This window comes from Paenibacillus sp. FSL M7-0896 (assembly GCF_037975415.1).
GTDB lineage: Bacteria > Bacillota > Bacilli > Paenibacillales > Paenibacillaceae > Paenibacillus_AQ > Paenibacillus_AQ silagei.
Map to the genome: position 1 here is coordinate 7647960 of NZ_CP150250.1, position 21118 is coordinate 7669077.

Here is a 21118-nt window from a genome sequence, read left to right on the forward strand (position 1 = left end):
CCGGGCTTTTTTTTGGCGAGTGGACCAGGCGGATGTAGACAAAAAAGCGAACACAATGGGCCAGCGTGAGGTGAGTGAGGCGGATGTAGGCGAAAAACCGAACACAATGGGCCAGCGCGAGGCGAGAGAGCTAAATGTAGGCGAAAAACCGAACACAATGGGCCAGCGGGGGTCGAGCGCGTCTGACACCCGCCCCATGTAAGCTATCGCTCCACGTTATTTTGCTTTTGACGCAAATTCTTCATGATATGTCAGGTTTTCTACTGAAATCTGTTTTATTTCTATAGGCAACTGCCAGGCGCTGTAATATAATGTAATCACTTATATAAGCTTCGGCTATTCTTGGGGTTGGGGTGGGAACATTGACAGAAGCAGAGCCATCATTTGACCGTTTTTTTGACAGTATGGAATCCCTGGCGGATACACTCAGCGAATCGCTCCAGTCCCAGGTTACGATTGAGGACAGCAATCATCATGTGATCGGGTACAGCTCCCATCAGACGGAGAGTGATCCGGCGCGGATCTCGACCATCATTGGCAAAAAGGTGCCCAGCACGGTCATTATCGGCCTGCGCAAAAAGGGAGTTATGCATGAGCTGGAGAGCAGCATTCATCCGATCCGCATCCCTGCGGTAATGGAGGTCGGGCTTGGCCCGCGGCTGGCCATGTGCATCAAGCACCAGCAGGAGATTCTGGGCTATATCTGGGTGGTAGACCGGGGGAATCTTACCGAAGGGCATGCGGAGCGTATCGTGGAGAAGGCTGCCGGGATTGCCGGACGTCATCTGCTGAAGCAGCGCGGCTGGAAGACGAAGCAGGAGAAGACGTTCGAGGACTTCTTTTGGAAGCTGCTGACCTCGCATTATGAGAGTGAGCCGCGAATCCGCCAGGAGGCAGAGGCCGGGGCGATTCTGCTGCCGGAGCGTTATTATATCGGGGTGCTGGAGAGCAGCAGGCCGGTGGATGAGCATTTTTTGCAGAAATTCCGCAGGGTGATGGCTACCTATACCGGGCAGCGGCTGCTTTTTCAGACCGCCGAGCAGAACCGGCTAATTATTCTTTTCTCCTTTATATTTCCGGTGGAAGGGACCGGACGTCTGTCTTCGTTCCTGCACAAGCTGCTCGGGGAGCTGGGCCAGAGCGAAGGCGGCAGGCTTACGGCAGGGTGCAGCCCTGAATACCGCGAATATACCTCCGCCGCTGAAGCGTACCGCGAAGCGCTGCAGATTCTGGAGTTGAAGAAGCTGCTGCCTTATCATACCCGTGAGCTGCTGCTCTATGAAGAGATCGGGTTCTGGGCGTACCTTCCGGCGATTCTGGAACAGAAACGGAGCCGCCCGCGCCGGAGCCTGCTGCTCTATCCTTTGAAGGAGCATGACCGTGAGCATAAGAGCGATCTCCTGAAAACCCTCGCCGTATATTTGTCGCTGGACGGGAATTTGAAGGAATCGGCCGCTTTTCTGCATATTCATACCAATACCTTAATGTACCGCCTGAACCGGATCACCGAGATTACAGGCAGGAGCCTCAAGGAGACCGACTACCGTACCTCCATCTACCTGGATCTTCTGACCGAGGAGACCGCGCAGGTAAATCTATGGTTCCAGGAGGCTGCCGGGTCCACAGAGTAGCTAATGTTTTCGGGCGATCCGAAAGGCATTGGTAGCCGCTTCAAAGCCGATTTGAGGATAGAACGTTAAAGCTTCCTCAGTAGACAAGAGTACGATGGCTACTTGATCTCCCAAGGTCTGCTGAAGGAGTTCTACCAGGTCTTTGCCTATATTCTGCTTCTGATACTCCTTAATTACGGCCAGATCCGACAGATAACAGCAGTAGCAATAGTCGGTGATGGCCCGTGCTAAGCCTACTACACGCTCACCGTCCCAGCAGCTAATGATGATATCGGCCTGATCAATCATTTTCTCCATACGGTCTAGATCGTTGTGAGGGCGCTTTAGCCCCGATAATCTAAACACCTCAGCCATTTGCTCAGGCAGCAGCTGTTCATTGACCTTGAATTCTAATGCCATAATGACTCTCCTTTTACATTAATTTTTATTATTCTAAGCTATAAATGAGCACAATTGGATAAAGAATATTCTTGCATCGTATATGATTAAGTGGAGGTTTTTATGAGAAAAATAGTGAGCGTAATTATCAGTGTCGCAGTGATCTCAATGAGCATTGGAGTGAATAGTATATTTGCTTCAGCAGCTCCCTCTGGTAGTGTAGCTAGTGTCAAATCTTCCAGAGAACATCCAAGTATTTTTATCAATAATGAAAAATTGGATATCTATGCTAATGTTACAACTCTAGGAACAACTCTTGTTCCTATGCGGCCTATATTTGAGGCTTATGGGATGACAGTAGAATGGGATAATACAACTAAAACAGTTACTGCGACAAAAGGAGATACTAAAATTAAGTTAACAAATAATTCATTTGATGGGGTTGTGAACGGAAATAAAGTGGTATTAACTCAGGCTCCTTCTCTAGAACCTGATAGCAATATATTCTTTGTGAATTTAAGATTTATCTCTGAAGCACTTGGCGCACAGGTTACTTGGAGTAAAACGGTTAATGATGCCTCCGTGTATATTAATTTTTCTGAATAATACTGAATTAATATAGAGAGTCTGCCTTTCAACTGGGTAGGCTTTTTATATTTTTTATTATTTTTTAAGTTCTGGTTGTAATCCATCTGTGTAAATTACCTTATATAGTGAGGGCATCTGTTCTGAGCCTATCTGCTAACTAGAGGGAGCGTGACATCAATGAAGAAAGTGCTATATGTACCATTGGATGATCGGCCTGTTAATCTGGATGATGTGATTGTGCAGGGGAGATCTGCGGGTATTGATGTGATCACACCGGATGTAACGGATCTTAAGAATCGCCTGGATTCGCAAAAGACAGCATCAGGTACAACCCTGCTGACCACCTCCTCACCGGCCTACGGAGATATCGCCAAGATCCGGCAATGGATTCTGGACCATGCGGCGTCCGTGGACGGTTATATTCTCTCGGCGGACATGCTTGCCTACGGGGGGCTGATTGGCAGCCGCCGTCTCCGGGCGCATGCGGGTGGTGTCTACCCGGCGTATGACGCTGCAACTACAGACTTGCTGGACGTCATCCGTGAAGTGAAGCAAGCCTGCCCGGACAAGCCGGTGTATGTAATGGATACAATTATGAGGCTGGCCACCACCTCTTTTGCGGAAGGACTGGACCTCGCGGCCTATACGGAGTCCCGCAACTTCATGCTTCAGCCGCGCAGGAGCTTCACACAGTTCGAAGATATTCTCAGTGGGTATAACCTGTCACCGACTGGCGACTATGGCAGTACGGCTACTTTTGATAAAGAGCAGTATTACAATACCAGAGCGCATAAGTTCAAGACGAACCGCTATATTCTGGAGGTGCTGGCGCAGGAAGGCTCGATTGATTTCCTTGCAGTCGGTGTGGATGATGCCAATACCCAGGGCGTGCAGATTAACGAGATTCACTATATGGAAGCAGGCATTAATGAATGGCTGGGCGGGACCCAGGGGCAAAATCCGGACCGGGCCGTCATTCTCCCGGATGCAGACGGACTGGGGCAGTCCTTACTGGCGCGGATGGCGAATCAGCTCTACCGGAACGGAGCCACAACCAGGTATACCGTTGAATATTTCGGACCGCATGGCTCTACCCTTACGAGTCCGTATGAATATATGGATGTGCATCAGAACATCCTGCGCCATCTGGATATTGTAGGGGGTGAGGCGGTAGGCGATGCCCGTCAGGTGGAGATTATCGCGATTACTGCTGCGGATCAGGTGCTGGCTGCGGTTAACCGTATCGAAGATAACGATTCCCGCCTCGTCCCTTCGGTAGTGATTGATTGTGTCGGCGCAGGTGCAGCAGATGCAAGTATAACTGAGGCTCTACTGGGCAGCAGGCATACTGGCGCGCTATTAGGATATAGCGGCTGGAATACGCCGGGGAACAAAATCGGCCTCGCACTGGGCATGGCCCAGGCCCGGTATGCTTATATCGTTACAGAGACCGATGCGGCGGCGCTGGAGCTTGCGGTTAACGCTCACGGCTCGCTGCTGTTCAAGCGCTTCCTGAAGGATTACTTTTACAAAAGGCTGGCGATTGGCGAGATCCGGACATATTCCAGAGCCCATTCGCTCTATGAGAATGTTGCAACGTTTACAGATCAGAATATGTTGTTGTTCAATAGCCCGGAGGATTACGCTCATCTCGAGGCCCTGCTGAGAGAGCGGATGCAGACACACACGGCCACGCTTGCCGGGACGGGCGCCTTCCTGATCGGAAGTGCTGAACCGGCGTGCAGTATCCGGCAGATTAACGGGGGCAGTTGGGTCTTCTCCGAATACGCCAGTGCAGTACTTCCATATGATGATCCCGATTATATTTGGGGCCGCGCCTTTGAGATTACTTTGAATCCTCATGTCACGTTAGAATAATAGGTGTTTCTGACCGGCAGCTCTCCGTGGATAGATTACGGGGGGCTGTTTACGCACCAATAGGAGGCCCGACACGTACAATAACCTATATTTCATGGCAAGAAGACGAAAGGGGGAAGCAGAATGGGGTATGGATACGCGGCTCCAGCAGATCCGGCATTTGAGAGCAGGATGCGGGGGGAGATTATTGCGGCAGCCCGGGCAATGAATGTAGGGGGGACGGATTTCTCGACCTTCGAGAATTCCCGCTGCAATCCGAGGTATTGGACCCGTACAGGGGGCGGTGGATTTGAGCTGAATGCAAATGTCACTCCTTCGGCGGCGATTAATGATATTTTTGTGAATGGACAGCTATATGCCTTTGAATGTGCTATGGCGATGGTGATGATTCTCTATAAAGCGACCATCAACATGATCGGAGAGGCGGCCTTCAACCGTAATTTCACCGGCCTGTACCTGTGGGACTGGAACTATGACAGCAATCTGAAGCTGATTACCACGTTCAACAGGAATGAGCTGCAGCCGGGCGATGTGGTCTATTTCAAGAATCCCGACCATGATCCGGCTAAGCCGGAATGGCAGGGGGAGAACGCGATTATGTTGTCCAGGGACAGTTACTACGGACATGGGCTCGGGATTAAGAATGCCACTCAGATGATAACCTCGCTCAACAGGGAGCGGGTGCCGGGCAGCCGGACCTCTGCCTATCTGGCGGATGAGGGGCTCCACCCGGATTTTGCCTATATTGCTTCTCTTGGCAACGCACGACTGAGCCCGCCGGTTTCCGCCAAAGTGAATGTAAGAACGGCCATCTTCTCCAGAATAGGTACGAAATCCTATATTGTCCGCTAGAGCGGCAGCGGTCTAATCCTTGGCCGAACGGAACTTGAGCGGGTGCAGGCCGGTGGTTTTTTTAAAAACAGTACTGAAATAATGGGGATTCTCATAGCCGACCCGCTCTGAGATCTCCATGACCTTCAGGTCCGTGGTCAGCAGCAGCTCCTTCGCCTTGCCTATGCGGATCTGGGTGATATAGTCAGTAATGGTTCTGCCGGTCTCCTTCTTGAACAGCAGGCTGATGTAGTTAGGTGTCAGAAACACCTCCTCGGCAATCCTGGACACGGACAGCTCCGAGGCGTATCCCTCCTGAACGATGGTGCGGATGCTGCTGACGATCCGGCTGTTCCTGGAGGTGTTCTTGCCTGCTACATAAGCGCTTAAGTCATGCAGGAGCGACAGCATATACGCCTTAAGGCCGTTGATCGTGGTCTGCTGGTACAGCTTATCCATGATGCTAATCCGGTCGCTTAGCACCTGCCCGATATCCTCATCTATCTCATACAGGGCTCTGGCGGAGGTGAAAATCATCTCTGCGCAGATACTCTGCACATATTCAATTCTATGCTTGGGACCGGCCAGTCCATTGAACAGCTGCTCCAGCAGCCGGGTGACGGTGTCCGTATGTCCTGCCTTCAATTCATTCATCAGCCGGGCCTGAAGTTTATAGATAAAGGTGCTCTGCAGCTTCTCTGTGTCGGGCTGGATATCGTTAATGTAGAGGACGGAGGCAGGCCCGGTATAGAATTTGTACACCAGCGCGGCCAGCGCATCCTTATAGGAATCCTCAAGCTGGCCCGCCAGCGGACAAGCCCGCCCGATGCCGACGGAGGCATCCAGCCGCAGATACTTCTGAATATTAGCGATGATTTGTTCGCAGGTCCCGGAGATGGAGGGGGACGGAGGTGTCTGCGGGGTGCAGATCACCATAATGAATTCGTTCTCGCTGGCTACGAAGCTGATGGCGCAGGGGTGGCTGTCCAGGCTCTCCTGAATGATATTCTGGATGGAAAAGTAGAGCAGCTGCTTATGCTCCTCTGAGTATTTATCCACCGCGCTCCGGTATTCATCCAGCTGGAGTACACAGACGCTGAGAAGCGTCCCCTGCTGGAAGGGCAGGTCGAAATACTTTATCTTCTGCCAGATCTCCTCCTCCCTGCGGTAGAGGCCGGCAATCAGATTCTGGAGGAATTTCTCCCGCAGCAGCGGCATACTGTCTTGAAGCTGCTGCTTAAGCTGCTCCAGATCCAGCTGCTGCTCGTGTTCCTCTGTCAGCTTGGCCACCGCCTGGCGGAAGACACTGCGGATCTCGGGCAGCTTGACAGGCTTCAGAATATATCCCTCGGCGTTCACCTTCAGCGCCTCCCGGGCGTAGGAGAAGTCCTGGGCGCCGCTGATAATAATAATCCGGGCCCTGCAGCCTGCCTCCCGCAGCTTCTCTGCTAACTCAAGCCCCCCCATTAGCGGCATCATAATGTCGGTGAACAGGATGTCCGGCTGGAGCTTCAGGCATAATTCGTAGGCCTCCAGCCCGTCCGAGGCTTCCCCGATAATCTCAATCCCGAACTCCTCCTGCCAATCGAACACACGGATCAGACTGCTGCGGATAAACGGCTCGTCATCTGCTATGATCATCGTTAACATCTTCATTCACCTCATTCCAAGTAGTGACCACCGGGAACCGGATGACAGCCAGCAGACCGCAGCCGTCTTCGGTATTGTCGTAATAACGGATGCCGTAGGACTCTCCAAAAAACTGCCGGATCCGCATATGCACATTGCGGATGCCGTAAGACTGATTGCCCGGCTGCGGGTCTGCCAGCAGCTGGTTCAGCCGTGCGGGATCGGCGCCTATTCCATCGTCGAACACGGAGATGCTAAGCAGCTCCTGCGTCTGCTCTACCCGGATGCGGATCGTGCCGGTGCCCCGCCGCTGCTGAATCCCGTGAATCAGGGCATTCTCCACCAGCGGCTGGAGACTAAGCTTCACCACCAGACATTCCTCTGCCAGCGCCCGGTCCGTCTCCTCCAGCTCATAGTGAAGCCGGTCCTGAAAGCGGAACTGCTGAATCTGCAGATAGCTCTCGACCTGCCGCAGCTCATCGCGGAGCGGGATAATATTGCGGCCCTTGCTCAGGCTGTACCGGAAGAAATCCGAGAGCGAGGTGACCATGCTGCTGATCTCGGGAATATCGTGGTTAATGGCAATCCAGTTAATGGAGTCCAGGGTATTGTAGAGAAAATGCGGATTGATCTGGGCCTGGAGCATTTGCAGCTCGGCTTCCTTTTTGCGCAGCTCGGTGACGTAGAGCTTGTCGATCAGCGCCTTAATCTGCTGGAGCAGCTTGTTGTAGCGGTTAAATAAATAGGAGAATTCGTCCTTGCGCCGGTAACGGATGGGGATATTGAAGTTCCCGCTCTCGGCATGCGACATTGACTGGATGAACTTGCGGATCGGAGCGGAGATATTCTCGGAGAGCAGCAGGGCCATCAGAAAGGAGATGAGCATGCAAATGCCAATTACGACATACATCACCCGGCGGAAGGAGACCAGCTCCCCATTCAGCTCACGGACAGGCGAGAAGGACAGGATGGTCCAGCCGGTATTCTCCAGCGTCTTGTACGAGACGAGCATCTCCTCGCTGCCGATAGAGTGGCGGAAGGAATGCAGAGCGGATGAGTGGTCTGAAGAGAGAGGGTTGCTGGTACTGTCAGCAGGGCCTATAGTCAAGCTAAGCTTGCTGTAATAATCCTGAGCGGCGATATTCTGGCCGATGAGTGACGGCTCGGGGCTGATGGCGATCGTTCCGGCCCTGTCTGCGATATAGACCTTGCTGCCGGGGGTAGGCTTATAATGCTCCAGCAGCGTGCCGAATTCGGCTACCGGGATATCAAGGGTGAGAAGTCCGACATAGGGCAGCTGTGCATGCCGGATACCGAACAGGCGCTTCGCGAATTTGAGGGTGAATCTGGAATCCAGTGAGCTAAGGCCCACCACGGCAAAATCGGCTTTGGCCGGAATGCTTAAATACCAGGGCTTCAAGGTAATAAGATCGATATTGAATACACGCCGTGAGAAATTATATTGGGTATATTCCGGCCGGTTCAGCATATAGAGCATAGGGACGAAGCTGTTGCCGGAGGTCCCGTTCGCGGGGAAATCCTCAAGGATTTTGCTAAGGGCGGCCAGCTCATTAATGATTCCGGTACTGTCTGTGGGCCGGTTGGAGGAGATGAGGTCCGCGAATTCAGAATTCAGGTACAACGCGGTCATGGATTGATTGGCGGCTTCGAACCGTCGGGCCAGATTATCCTGAACCAGATTGAAGTTATTCTCAATCGATGTATTCATATTCCGGGTAATGATCCCGGCGGATTTGTTATAGATGGTGACCGAGATGATCGTGGTCGGGAGAAGAACGAGGAAGAGAAAGTAGAGGATCAGACGGCTGCGGATGCTGAAGTTATACAGGAAGAGAGCCTTCGACAACGAATCGTAATATTTCTTCATCGGAGTCCTCCTTCAGTAAGTCAATAACTGGTATACATTGTAAAACGCGTGAAGTCAGGATGTCAACGCAGGAGGTGCGGTGTGAAAAGGTTACTGTTCTATCTTATCGCCATCTTAGGGTGCGGGCTGGCTATCTACACTTTTGTCTATGACAGCCCGCTGCTGCCGGACCTCACTCCAGGCGAGAAGGCCCTGCCGGCGGCGCAGACCACCCGGGTGAGGGTCGCCCTGTCTGACTGGACGGAGAACCTGGAAGTGAAGAATGCCATCAGCCATTATAATAAAACGAATCCCGATCAGATTGAGATCGTAGTGATGAACCTTGCTACAGACGCCTACGACGATACCTTAAATATGCTGATGACCTCCGGACAGGGGCCGGATGTGTTCAGTGTCGATAACGCCTGGCTGGCCACTTACGTCAACAAGGGGTATCTTGCTAATCTGTCTGCTGATCTGGATGCCGGATGGCTGTTGCGTTTTCCGGTATGGGCCAGGAAGTACGCGTCCGGCTCGTTGTTCAAGGGCGGAATCTACTTCATGCCCTCCAGTATTGATACCGTGCGTCTGATCTATAATAAGCAATTGTTCCGGACCGCCGGACTTGACCCGGAGCAGCCTCCGCTTACCTTCGCTGCACTGGAGCAGGCGGCCCTGCAGATCAGCCGGGCCGGAGCATTGGTCAATAAATACGGCTTCGCGTTGCCCGCCGGCGATAGCCGGGCCAGTCTCCAGGCCGGACTGGAGCTATCGAATACCTACAGCGGTTATTATCTGTATGATTACCGGTCGGGCCGTTATGACCTAAGTGTGTATGCCCCCTGGCTGCAAATGGTACGGGAGATGAAGCAGCAGGGAAGCCTCTACCCGGGGGAGACTCTGCTGAAGCTGAGCAGTGCGCTCCGGCAGTTCGCGGACGGCAATATCGGTATGATGTATGTTACCAGCAAAGATTATGTCAAGCTGCAGGAGTATATGCCTAAGGATGACTGGGGAGTGGCGCTCCCTCCGGCAGCGGATCTGTCACGGCGCCGGGCCGGGGCCTTGATGATGGTCCCCCACGCTCCGCTGGTGGTGAACAGTGCGGCGCAGAGCCGGGAGGCTGCGGTGAAGGTCTGGACTTTTCTTCAATCGAAGGAGTTCCTGGGCATGCTGTATCAGCAGGCGCTCGCCCTCCCTGTGACAGACGGGATTATGGATAAGCCGGGCGCTTCACGCGGGCTGCACCACTTCAGGGAATTCTATCCCACCGCAGCAGAATCGATCTATCCGCTCTCCCCGCAGATTATGGACCAGTATGATCCGAATACGGTATCCATGGAGCCGCGTTATTCAGGCGACCGTCCAAGAATGCAGCTGTATCTGCGGATCATCGCGGGGGACATTCCGCTGGACCAGGGACTGGGCAGCGAGAGTGAGCGGCTGAATCAGATGCTGGACATTGCAGCTACCGGGTATTCTTTTCGGCGTGAGGAATATATCTATCCGCAGTTCGATCCCCGCGCCCCGTTATTGGGGGAGAGCCTGCAGAACCGTTCAAGCAGCGGACGGGAATAGAATAGGCTTATATTCAGGGACCTTTCCCGGCCATTGCGGCTGAGTAAGGTTCTCTTTGTGTTGTCTCCTATTTATATGGGATGCCTGCCGGAATCTAGCTCTACTGCACACACCGTGCCGGAATCGCAGAATATTACTATATTGATCCATCTTTCTGCTGCTAGCTTCTATGTAGTCAAAAGATAGATTAAGCGAGGAAAGGAGAATCTATCAGGACAATACAAATCTGTCGTTAAAGGAGACTGGGTAATGACTCTACTATCCACAGGACCACTGGAAAATAATGCAGTAGGAGGGGTAAGACCCACCACACAGGTTACGGTCAGAATTGATAACCGCAGCAGCATTTCAGCTTATACAGTATTGATACAAGGCTATTACATGCAGGGGGGTGTTAGAAATCTGTATGTCAGCCAAACGCTGGATGTGGCTGCCAACGAAGCGATAACAAACACTTATTATGCGGATCTGGACGCTTTTGAATTTCTGTTTGTCACTTCGGCTACTGTGGATGACCCGGTTCAGATCTCCGTATGGGGCAAGAGCAGCACCGGCCAGCTCGTCACCGCCCACCGGGTGGTCTCGGCTGAACTGCTGGGCGATACTGGTGTAACGGGGGCCACTGGGGCCACTGGGGCGACTGGAGCGACCGGTGTGACGGGCCCGACTGGCGCAACTGGCGCAGGAGTGACGGGGGCGACCGGGGCAGGGGTGACCGGTGCGACCGGCGTGATGGGCCCGACAGGTGCAACTGGCGCAGGAGTGACGGGGGCGACTGGAGCGACCGGGGCAGGAGTGACCGGAGCGACCGGCGTGACGGGCCCGACAGGTGCAACTGGCGCAGGAGTGACGGGGGCGACAGGCGCAGGGGTGACCGGAGCGACCGGCGTGACGGGCCCGACAGGCGCAACGGGCGCAGGAGTGACGGGGGCGACTGGAGCGACCGGGGCAGGGGTGACCGGAGCGACCGGCGTGACGGGCCCGACAGGTGCAACGGGCGCAGGAGTGACGGGGGCTACTGGAGCAGGGGTGACGGGTGCGACCGGCGTGACGGGTCCGACAGGTGCAACGGGCGCAGGAGTGACGGGAGCGACCGGCGTGACGGGCCCGACAGGCGCAACGGGCGCAGGAGTGACGGGGGCGACTGGAGCGACCGGGGCAGGGGTGACCGGTGCGACCGGCGTGACAGGTCCGACAGGTGCAACTGGCGCAGGAGTGACGGGGGCGACCGGGGCAACGGGAGTAGGAGTGACCGGGGCGACCGGGGCGACTGGAGTGACAGGCCCGGCAGGCGCAACTGGCGCAGGAGTGACGGGGGCGACTGGAGCGACCGGGGCGGTGGGCGTAGGCGTGACAGGCCCAACTGGAGCAACCGGATTGACGGGCCCGACAGGCGCAACGGGCGTAGGAGTGACCGGAGCGACCGGGGCAACGGGCGCAGGAGTGACCGGAGCGACCGGGGCGACTGGAGCAGGAGTGACCGGGGCGACAGGTGCAACGGGAGTAGGAGTGACCGGTGCAACGGGGGCGACCGGAGTGACAGGCCCGGCAGGCGCAACTGGCGCAGGAGTGACGGGGGCGACTGGAGCGACCGGGGCAGGAGTGACGGGGGTGACCGGGGCAACGGGCGCAGGAGTGACCGGAGCGACCGGGGCAACTGGCGCAGGAGTGACCGGAGCGACCGGCGTGACGGGCCCGACAGGTGCAACGGGCGCAGGAGTGACGGGAGCGACCGGCGTGACGGGCCCGACAGGCGCAACGGGCGCAGGAGTGACGGGGGCGACTGGAGCGACCGGGGCAGGAGTGACCGGAGCGACCGGCGTGACGGGCCCGACAGGTGCAACTGGCGCAGGAGTGACTGGAGCGACCGGAGTGACGGGCCCGACAGGCGCAACTGGCGCAGGAGTGACGGGGGCGACTGGAGCGACCGGGGCAGGAGTGACCGGAGCGACCGGCGTGACGGGCCCGACAGGCGCAACGGGCGCGGGAGTGACTGGAGCGACCGGGGCAGGAGTGACCGGTGCGACCGGTGCGACCGGAGCAACGGGCGTAGGAGTGACCGGAGCGACCGGGGCAACGGGAGTAGGAGTGACCGGGGCGACAGGTGCAACGGGAGTAGGAGTGACCGGGGCGACCGGGGCAACGGGCGTAGGAGTGACCGGAGCGACAGGTGCAACGGGCGTGGGAGTGACCGGGGAGACCGGGGCAACGGGAGTAGGAGTGACCGGGGCGACAGGTGCAACGGGAGTGGGCGTGACCGGGGCGACCGGGGCAACGGGAGTGGGCGTGACCGGGGCGACCGGGGCAACGGGAGTAGGCGTGACCGGAGCGACCGGAGCAACGGGAGTAGGAGTGACCGGAGCGACCGGGGCAACGGGAGTGGGCGTGACCGGGGCGACCGGGGCAACGGGAGTGGGCGTGACCGGGGCGACCGGGGCAACGGGAGTAGGCGTGACCGGGGCAACCGGCCCGAATTTGGCAACGGAAGGGTTCTCCGCATTCCTGCCGACGTTCTCGGTCTCGACCAGTACTCAGCTTACCGGCTGGACTGTAACTTCGCCTTACTATGATAGTGCGACATTTAATGAGACTACAGGCAACTACACGATTCCGGTATCCGGCAGATATTCGTTTGAGGCAACCATTAACTACAGCACTACGGCTGCCATCTCGGTTGCATTGGGAGCGGGAATTGATCCGGCTTTTGTAGTGCGGAGAACATCCCCGACAGTAACGGATCTGGTGACCGGATTGTTCCCGCTGCTGAATGTTAACATTGCGCTTCTGCTGTCTCTGCGGACGATCCTTGGTAATGGTACGGTAACATTGACAGGTGAGGTTGAACTGACGGCAGGCGATGTGATCGGACTCTTCTATGCGGCCGATGGATTAACTGTGCCATTAGATCTTGGAGGTGTCTCTTCGGGCGTTGTATGGTCTGTTCACAGACTGACCTAACCCCGGCAGACAGACCGGACCACTGAAGCTTCAGCTAAAAGAGCGTTCCACAGCAATCATCGTGGAACGCCTTTTTGTGTTTTGTCCATGCCTCTGCATAGCTTCCGGTACGGAAAATAATTGGATTTTCGCCACTTACTCATGAACAGAAGTCCTCATGTACGGAAACAGTTGGAGAAACAGCACTTAAAATTCAGCAAATATAGCAAAGTAGGGAAAATATACAAAATTAAATGACGTTTCTCCAACTAAAACCCGAAGGTGATCCAAAATATCCAAATTAAGATACATTTATCCAACTAGTTCACCTCATGCCAGAGCGAGAAGGGGCGCGCTGTCCCATCCCTTGTGACCGCCGTTTCGGCTTGGCCCGAAGCGGGCGGCAGTCAGCCGTCCGAAACTCCGTAGGATTTTGAACTTTTATTATAGATGGCCTTATTTAGCATGGAGCCGCCTGCGGGTACACTTAAGTCAGGGAAGAGAGAGGGACTGCTGAAGGGATCAGGAGGCGGAAGGAATGATTACTCAAGGGAAGAGAAGTGTGGCGGGTACGGGCAGCAGCTTGCCGGTACGCAAGAGCACGAAGAAGAAGCCCATGATGCTGAAGCATCTGCTGAAGCATAAGGTGCTGCTGCTGATGCTGCTGCCGGGCGTAGTATTTTTGCTGATCAACAACTATCTGCCGATGTTCGGAATTGTGATTGCGTTTAAGAATATCAACTATGTGGACGGGATTCTAGGCAGTCCGTGGGTGGGGCTGGATAACTTCAAATTCCTCTTCGCCACCTCGGATGCCTGGATTATCACGCGCAATACGGTGCTCTACAACTTCGTGTTCATTGTGCTTAATCTGCTCTTTGCCGTATCCATCGCGGTTGCCCTGAATGAGCTGAGGAACAAGCTGGCCGCCAAATTCTATCAGAGCATCATGTTCTTCCCCTACTTCCTGTCGATGGTGGTGGTGAGCTATCTGGTGTTCGCTTTTCTAAATGTTGAATACGGTTTCATCAATAAAGGAGTCTTCGCCCTGTTCGGGCTGGATGAGCTGAACTGGTATTCCGAGCCGAAGTATTGGCCGTTCATCCTGCCGCTAATTAACCTCTGGAAAGGGGTGGGCTATGGCTGTGTCATCTATCTGGCGGCCATCATCGGCATTGACAACGAGTACTATGAAGCAGCCCTGATCGACGGCGCCAGCAAGTGGAAGCAGATCCTGCATATCACGATTCCGCTCATCCGGCCGGTCATTATTATTACAACGATTCTGGCGATCGGGGGCATCTTCCGCTCCGACTTCGGGCTGTTCTACCAGACCACACTGAACTCCGGGGCGCTGTACCCGACTACACTGGTCATCGACACCTACGTTTATAACGCGCTGATTAACATGGGTAACCTGGGGATGTCCGCAGCGGCCGGATTATACCAATCGGTGGTCGGCTTTTTCCTGGTCCTCGGCTCGAACTGGATCGTGCGTAAGGTTGACAAGGATCAGGCGGTTTTCTAGCTAAAAGTCTGGCAGCGCACGTACCCTGTAGAAGGAGTGGAAATCCGTGGCTAATAACGAAATATCCCGCTTCACTAACGTTCTCCTCCATATTATTTTTATCATCCTGTCCCTGGCCTGCCTGCTGCCGATTGTACTGGTCTTCATGATCTCCATTACCGATTACGATTACATCGTCCGCAATGGCTATCAATTCATTCCGGAGAAGCTCAGCCTGGAGGCTTACGCCTATATATTCAAGGATTACAGCGTGGTGCTGCGGGCGTACGGCATTTCCTTCTTCGTCACCATCACTGGAACGCTGGTCAGCGTGTTCATCTCTTCCCTGTATGCGTATCCGATTTCGCGGGCGGATTTCCGGTACCGGGGGGTGTTCGCTTTCCTGATCTTTTTCACCATGCTGTTCGGCGGCGGGCTGGTACCGTGGTATATGGTCTACACCCAGGTGCTCGACCTCAAGAACTCCATCTGGGCGCTGGTTGTGCCGATGCTGCTGTCCCCGTTCAATGTGCTGATTATGAAGACGTACTTCCAGATGAGCGTGCCGCCCGCGCTGATTGAAGCCTCTACGATTGACGGAGCAGGGGAGCTAAGGACGTTCTTCCGGATTGTTTTCCCGCTGTCTTTGCCGGTCTTCGCGACCATTGGGCTGTTCAATACGCTGCATTACTGGAATGACTGGTTTAACAGCATGATTTTCATTACCGACACAGACCTCTATTCCCTCCAATATCTCATGTACAAAATGATCTCCCAGGCAGACTACCTGAGCCGCAACGGGGCACTTATTCAAGGCTCGGCCACCGAGCTGGCCAAATTGCCGGGGGAAACGATCCGTATGGCGATGGCGCTGATCGGCATCGGGCCGATTGTGCTGGCCTATCCGTTCTTCCAGCGGTATTTTATCAAAGGACTGACGCTCGGCTCTATTAAAGGCTAACCTCGGAACCTACCGATTAGCATATATTTGTTCCATCAAGGGGAGGAAAAAGTATGGCAGGTAAAAAAGTCACAGGTCTGCTGCTGTCATTTGTGCTTATGGCGGGGTTCACCCTGGCCGGATGCTCCGGCAATAACAACAATACGGCTGCGCCTACAGAGAAAACGGGAGAGAGTACCACAGCTCCGGCAGCAACGAAGGAAGCTACAGCAACGGAAGCGCCCGGGACCAAAGCGCCGGATGCGCTTGAGCCGGTGGAGCTGTCCCTGTATCTGCCCGGCGGGCCGGATAAGGATGTGGCGTCCGTAGAGCAGGAGATCAATGCTTATCTGAAGGACAAAATCAATGCCACAATCAAGATTAACCAGCTAAGCTGGGATAAGCCGGCCGACAAGGTCAATCTGATGATCCAGTCCGGCGAGGTGTTCGACATGGTCTATACCTGGAACTTCATGACCAACGCCGCGAAGGGGGCGTATCTGCCGCTGGAGGAGCTGCTGGACACCTATGCCAAGGAGACGAAGGCACAGATTAATCCCGCATACCTGCAGGCAGCCACCGTCAACGGACATTTGTATGCGGTTCCAACCGAGAAGGAGCTGGGGCAGTCGGTCGGGTTCGCTTTTGACAAGGCGATTGTGGATAAATACGGCTTCGATGTGAACAGCCTCCAGAAGCTGGAGGATATTGAACCGATGCTGAAGACGATTAAGGAGAAGGAGCCGGCGCTCTCCCCGCTGTTCATGAACCATACCGACAGTCTGCACTGGTTCACCGCGTATCCCGACAGCGAGGATCTGGACGGCAGCAATGATATCCCGACCCTGCTTGATTACAAGACCATGAAGGTGTTCAACGAATACGACACGCCAGCCATGACGCAGCGTCTGAAGCTGATCCGCAGCTGGTATGAAGCGGGCTATATCAACAAGAACGGAGCTACAGACAAGACCGAGCTGAAGGATGCGGTCAAAAGCGGCAAAGCCTGGTTCGTCTACGGCAACATGAATCCGACCTCCACCAATGACTGGACCCGGCTCGCCGAGAAGCCGATGATCATCAAGACGCTGCTGCCTGTTCAGGTCAGCACCAAGAGTCTGCAGGGCTCCATGCTCGCCATCTCCAGAACCTCGAAGAACCCCGAGCGGGCCATGATGTTCATGAACCTGATTCACACCGATCCGGTGCTCTACAACCTGCTGACCTTCGGCATTGAGGGCAAGCACTACAAGAAGCTGGAGAACAATACCGTGGAGTTCATTGCGGACAGCGGCTACAACTCCGTATCCTCCTGGATGATCGGCAACGTGCTGCTGAACTACCTGAATAAGGATGAAGATCCGAAGCGCGTGCAGCTCTATACGGACTGGAATAAGAACGCCACCGTGTCGCCGGTGATCGGATTTGTCTTCGATTCGACCAAGGTGCAGTCGCAGATCGGGGCACTGATCAACATCACGAAGCAGTATAAGAACACCCTGTTCTCCGGGGAAAAGGACCCTGAGCCGGTCCTGAAGGAGATGAACAGCAAGCTGAAGGCCGCAGGCCTGGACGCTGTGATTACGGAAATTCAGAGTCAGCTCGACGCTTTTCTGGCCGCCAAATAAGCAGTAGAGGCCATAGCACGCCCGGTTCCCTGCCGCAAGCAGCCATAGCGGCCGCCTGCGGCAGGTACCGGGTATTCTCTTTCGCTAATCCAGCCTTTGGGGAGCCCCTATCTGATCAAGAGAGGGTGTTACTATGCGAATTCAGAGAATCACAGGCAAATTGCTCATTGCAGCTCTGGTATGGATGTCCACCTCATTGCCCGGAGTACAGATCAGCTCCGCCGAAATGCGGCCTGCACAGGCGGTTATTGAAGACAGCGAATCCGCTGCGGTGTTCCCGCCTCCGGGGTCTGCGGCTGAACCGTTACATGAGAGTACACTCAGTGCAGCCAGTACAGTCACAGAGGATACCTACCAGCCGTCTCCGCTGCTCTGGCAGGTGGGCGAGCAGGATAACAGCTCCGCAGAATTTACAGTGTATCAGGATGTGTACAGTGAGAATATTACCCTCCCCGTCAATCCCCTGAACTGGAATATGATCTCCCGCGGCATGAAGCTGGACCGCAATGCGGCGATGGAGCTAAGCTTCAATCTTACGGAAGTCCCCCTCTATGGTGTGGAGTTCAGCTTCAAGGTACTGGATGCAAGCACCGCAATTCCGCAGCTGGCCGTATTCACCAATGGCAGCTTCAGCGGGCTGATCCAGATTACCGGGCTGAACGACGGAGAGACCCCCCTTACGAACACATGGAAAGAAACCTATAGACTCTACATTCCCTCAGAACAGCTGAAGACCGGCAGCAACGAGCTGAAGCTGACCGTGGACCGCGGGCTATACGCTGATCCGCAGTCGCCAGGATATGACGGTGACAAGTATCTGTGGTTCGAATGGGATTATCTCAGGCTGGCGGCGCTGGAAGAGCGGGCCACAGAGCCTATCCATGGCAGGTATGTCCACCTGGGAAGCACGATAGCTGCCTCGACCTTCCGCTACGACGAGCATGCGATCCGCCATCTGGCCCCGATGGCCAAGTGGCTGGGCATTGCCTACAGCGGCAACTGGATGCGTACCTCCTTCTGGTCCGATACCAGCGCAGGCTGGGACCCGCAGGGCCGCAAGTACCTGGAGACGCTGCGCGACCTCAATCTTGCGCCCATGGTTAATATCATCGGCGGCAACTGGAAGACTAACAGCGAGCTGGCGGCAGGGACGATCAGCTCTGCGCTGAGGAGCTACTACAGCGGCTTTGTCAGCAAATTCGGGGATCTGTACCAGTATGCTGAGACGGGCAATGAGCCGGGATTGTTCGGCTGGGCACAGAAGGCGGTGCTGGCGCTTCATGAAATGATGGACGAGGAGAGGCAGACGAACAGCCAGCCTTACTTGAAAATTGTTGCTCCCGGCTGGGCCTACTGGCCGTATAACGGCACCCCTGACGGCTGGGAACGGGATGCTGCCCAGCGTGCGCCGATTGAAGCGCTGTCGGATGTGACCAACGGACACAGCTATGGTGGGACCGGCGTCCAGCCGTTGCCGGGCGGAAGCCTGTATGAGAATCTGCGGGTGTATAGTGCTTCAGAGGAAGGCTTCGGCAAAGAGATGGCCATGAGCGAGACCGGCAGCAACGACAATCATTCCGACAATACGAAATACGGGACGTATGCTTACAGGTTTGCTTCTGCTTTTGACCGGGAGCTGCGGGGGAATATCGGGTATGCCGACCATATTATGCAGCATGCCGCCTTCTTCAATGACGGGACGGAGTTTGGCCTGTTCGATTCAGCGATCAACTGGAACACACACCGCTATGAGGATACAGCGGCGGTACCGGCTAATATAAATGAATCCGGGGAGACCCGGCTGAAGACGTTCCGCAGACTGGCTGCCGCTTACGCCACCCATGGAAGTCCGCTGGACTACGAGGTGCTGAATGCAGCCGAACTGACCGGGCTGAAGGCGTATTTCCGCGCAGTGGATACCTCAGCGCTGGGCACTACAGCCATCGGAGCTTCGTCCGATAAAATCCTGCTGAACTTCGTCAACTTTGAGACGTCGCCGGTGACGATGCAGGTGAAGGTTAAGATGCCGTCCAGCGGAGCGTATGCCGGGGAACGGTTCGGTCCAGGGGAGACGTACGCCGCTGCCTACTCCCGGGTGGAGCTTGCGGCAGATCCGTACATTACACTTACAGTTGCGCTGGATGCGGGGGAGACGGTCCAGTATATTCTGGATGAGCAGGAGACCGCCGCGCCATCCGCACCGGGAAGTCCATCAGCAGCAGCCGTAAGCCATGAGCAAATCCGGCTGACCTGGACGGCTTCCACAGACAACGCTACTGTCGTCAGCTATAACGTCTACCGTGACGGCGGAGCGGCTCCGGTGATCAATATTCCGGGACGGCTGACCTTCTGGAGTGACTATACCGTAGCGCCCCAGACCACTTACAGCTACACGGTGCAGGCCGTGGATGACTCCGGCAATGTATCGCCTCTTAGCACAGCCGTATCAGCGACTACACCGGTCATGCCGATTACACCGCATGCCGCAGGAGATCCGGCCAAGTTCGAGGCCGAAGCTACCGCCTTTGCCCTGCCGCTGAAGACCGGCAATAACAGCAGCGCCTCGGGCGGCAAGGTCGTGGAGCAGACGCATAGCGGAGGCTTAACGATCCAAGGCTTCCATTCCGTGAACGGAGGCAGCTATACTCTAACAATTGTATACGCTTCCAATGAGGAATCGAAGAAAAACATCCTCGTGAACGGCGTGAAGCAGTCCACAGTAACCCTGCCATCTACGGGAAGCTGGACCGCGAATCTCACCGCACGGCAGTATGGGATTACCCTCCAGCCGGGCTATAACATGATCAGCTTTACCTCCGCCGGGAAGGGGGCAAATCTCGATTATTTCAAGCTGGAGGAAGGGTTGTATGTTCCGCTCTCCCACTGGTATCCAGCCGCACATGATCATCCTTACATTGACTATGCCGGATTCACCCCTGCGCCCAATGGAGTCTCCCATGTGACCTATGAGGAGGATGCAACGGCTGCCTTCAGCTTCAATGGCATCGGTGTCCGCTGGAGATCGGACATCAAGAGCGATATGGGCAGTGCAGATGTCTACGTCGATGGCGAGTATAAGGAGACTATAGTCATTCCGCAGGCAGGGCTGGAGGGTGATCATAAAATCGTCTACGAGCTGACAGGCCTAGCATATGGGCTGCACCGGATCGAGATTGCAGGCAACGGCGGAAAGGTGATGGTCAGCGGGCTGGAGTACGAGAGCTACGAGTCTGTGTTGCCCGTACCGGGACCGGATCTGACGGTGACGGATATCGGCTGGCATATTGTGAACAGCGACGGCAGCCCTTCCGCGCACAGCACACCGCAGCTGGGCGACTCCCTGATCTTCTGGGCCAAAGTGAAGAACATCGGCGTCCGCCCCACACCGCTGAATGCCTCGACCGGACTCGGACAGATTACCGGCGGCGCCTTCTCGGTCAACGGCGGGGTGGTCTCGTGGACGGACACGAATACCAGTGTGATTCAGCCGGGTGAGGAGATTACCTTGACGGCTAATGCCAGTGCGCAGGGAACCCCCCGGTGGACGGTGCCGACGATCGGCGAGTTTACGGTCAGCTTTTTTGTGAATGATATCTGGCGTTATGCGGAGATGAACAAGGAGAATAACAAGCGGGGGCAGACGCTGCAGATCAGCCTGCCCTGACGGACTAATCAGCCGCCGGGCATTCCACGCAGGCAATTTGTAGAATATTGAACTTATATTAT

The 21118-nt window shown here is 55.3% G+C and carries 14 protein-coding genes; 11 read left to right on the forward strand and 3 right to left on the reverse strand.

Annotation, left to right across the window (positions count from 1 at the left end; genetic code table 11):
* Positions 1-19: 19 nt before the first annotated feature.
* On the forward strand, positions 20-202 hold the full coding sequence (locus MKY12_RS33350) for a hypothetical protein (RefSeq protein ID WP_339312334.1): 183 nt from the start codon (positions 20-22) through the stop codon (positions 200-202).
* 160 nt (positions 203-362) lie between these two features.
* Positions 363-1631 (forward strand): helix-turn-helix domain-containing protein, encoded by a 1269-nt coding sequence (locus MKY12_RS33355; protein ID WP_155991331.1) that lies wholly within the window; start codon positions 363-365, stop codon positions 1629-1631.
* Here MKY12_RS33355 and MKY12_RS33360 read toward each other — a convergent pair whose 3' ends face one another.
* Entirely contained in the window at positions 1632-2030 is a 399-nt protein-coding gene (locus MKY12_RS33360; RefSeq protein ID WP_339312336.1) for a GNAT family N-acetyltransferase, read from the reverse strand.
* Positions 2031-2132: 102 nt separating this feature from the next.
* On the opposite strand from MKY12_RS33360, the gene MKY12_RS33365 reads away from it, so the two are divergent.
* The 3 genes from MKY12_RS33365 to MKY12_RS33375 all read left to right on the forward strand — a co-directional run bounded on the left by MKY12_RS33365 (position 2133) and on the right by MKY12_RS33375 (position 5327).
* On the forward strand, positions 2133-2615 hold the full coding sequence (locus MKY12_RS33365) for a copper amine oxidase N-terminal domain-containing protein (RefSeq protein ID WP_339312337.1): 483 nt from the start codon (positions 2133-2135) through the stop codon (positions 2613-2615).
* A 159-nt stretch (positions 2616-2774) separates the two neighbouring features.
* Complete coding sequence (locus tag MKY12_RS33370; RefSeq protein ID WP_339312338.1) at positions 2775-4475, forward strand: DUF4127 family protein; 1701 nt, start codon at positions 2775-2777, stop codon at positions 4473-4475.
* A gap of 123 nt (positions 4476-4598) precedes the next feature.
* Complete coding sequence (locus tag MKY12_RS33375) at positions 4599-5327, forward strand: protein-glutamine gamma-glutamyltransferase (protein ID WP_339312340.1); 729 nt, start codon at positions 4599-4601, stop codon at positions 5325-5327.
* A 12-nt stretch (positions 5328-5339) separates the two neighbouring features.
* On the opposite strand, the gene MKY12_RS33380 is transcribed toward MKY12_RS33375, so the two are convergent.
* Positions 5340-6956, reverse strand: coding sequence for a response regulator (locus MKY12_RS33380; protein ID WP_339312341.1), 1617 nt, complete (start codon positions 6954-6956; stop codon positions 5340-5342).
* A complete protein-coding gene (locus MKY12_RS33385; RefSeq protein WP_339312342.1) occupies positions 6931-8823 on the reverse strand; it encodes a sensor histidine kinase in 1893 nt (630 codons plus the stop codon). The genes MKY12_RS33380 and MKY12_RS33385 overlap by 26 nt, the downstream gene beginning before the upstream one ends.
* Positions 8824-8904: 81 nt before the next feature.
* Between MKY12_RS33385 and MKY12_RS33390 the strand changes: the two genes are divergently transcribed.
* From MKY12_RS33390 to MKY12_RS33415, 6 genes are all read left to right on the forward strand, one after another.
* Positions 8905-10380 carry an extracellular solute-binding protein gene (locus MKY12_RS33390; RefSeq protein WP_339312344.1) on the forward strand — a complete coding sequence of 492 codons (1476 nt, stop codon included), beginning with the start codon at positions 8905-8907 and terminating at the stop codon, positions 10378-10380.
* Between the two features lie 249 nt (positions 10381-10629).
* Entirely contained in the window at positions 10630-13338 is a 2709-nt protein-coding gene (locus MKY12_RS33395; protein WP_339312345.1) for a collagen-like protein, read from the forward strand.
* A 517-nt stretch (positions 13339-13855) separates the two neighbouring features.
* Positions 13856-14845 (forward strand): ABC transporter permease subunit, encoded by a 990-nt coding sequence (locus MKY12_RS33400; RefSeq protein ID WP_339312346.1) that lies wholly within the window; start codon positions 13856-13858, stop codon positions 14843-14845.
* Positions 14846-14891: 46 nt separating this feature from the next.
* On the forward strand, positions 14892-15785 hold the full coding sequence (locus MKY12_RS33405; protein ID WP_076077305.1) for a carbohydrate ABC transporter permease: 894 nt from the start codon (positions 14892-14894) through the stop codon (positions 15783-15785).
* A 53-nt stretch (positions 15786-15838) separates the two neighbouring features.
* On the forward strand, positions 15839-17392 hold the full coding sequence (locus tag MKY12_RS33410; protein ID WP_339312347.1) for an ABC transporter substrate-binding protein: 1554 nt from the start codon (positions 15839-15841) through the stop codon (positions 17390-17392).
* Positions 17393-17525: 133 nt separating this feature from the next.
* Positions 17526-21056 carry a carbohydrate-binding domain-containing protein gene (locus MKY12_RS33415; RefSeq protein WP_339312349.1) on the forward strand — a complete coding sequence of 1177 codons (3531 nt, stop codon included), beginning with the start codon at positions 17526-17528 and terminating at the stop codon, positions 21054-21056.
* Positions 21057-21118: the final 62 nt, after the last annotated feature.

What these genes read in the sequence shown, in the direction of transcription:
- MKY12_RS33375 (WP_339312340.1), top strand. Translation starts at nt 4,599, where the DNA reads ATGGGGTATGGATACGCGGCTCCAGCAGATCCGGCATTTGAGAGCAGG.
- MKY12_RS33395 (WP_339312345.1), top strand. Translation starts at nt 10,630, where the DNA reads ATGACTCTACTATCCACAGGACCACTGGAAAATAATGCAGTAGGAGGG.
- MKY12_RS33365 (WP_339312337.1), top strand. Translation starts at nt 2,133, where the DNA reads ATGAGAAAAATAGTGAGCGTAATTATCAGTGTCGCAGTGATCTCAATG.
- MKY12_RS33380 (WP_339312341.1), bottom strand. Translation starts at nt 6,956, where the DNA reads ATGTTAACGATGATCATAGCAGATGACGAGCCGTTTATCCGCAGCAGT.
- MKY12_RS33410 (WP_339312347.1), top strand. Translation starts at nt 15,839, where the DNA reads ATGGCAGGTAAAAAAGTCACAGGTCTGCTGCTGTCATTTGTGCTTATG.
- MKY12_RS33385 (WP_339312342.1), bottom strand. Translation starts at nt 8,823, where the DNA reads ATGAAGAAATATTACGATTCGTTGTCGAAGGCTCTCTTCCTGTATAAC.
- MKY12_RS33415 (WP_339312349.1), top strand. Translation starts at nt 17,526, where the DNA reads ATGCGAATTCAGAGAATCACAGGCAAATTGCTCATTGCAGCTCTGGTA.
- MKY12_RS33400 (WP_339312346.1), top strand. Translation starts at nt 13,856, where the DNA reads ATGATTACTCAAGGGAAGAGAAGTGTGGCGGGTACGGGCAGCAGCTTG.
- MKY12_RS33370 (WP_339312338.1), top strand. Translation starts at nt 2,775, where the DNA reads ATGAAGAAAGTGCTATATGTACCATTGGATGATCGGCCTGTTAATCTG.
- MKY12_RS33360 (WP_339312336.1), bottom strand. Translation starts at nt 2,030, where the DNA reads ATGGCATTAGAATTCAAGGTCAATGAACAGCTGCTGCCTGAGCAAATG.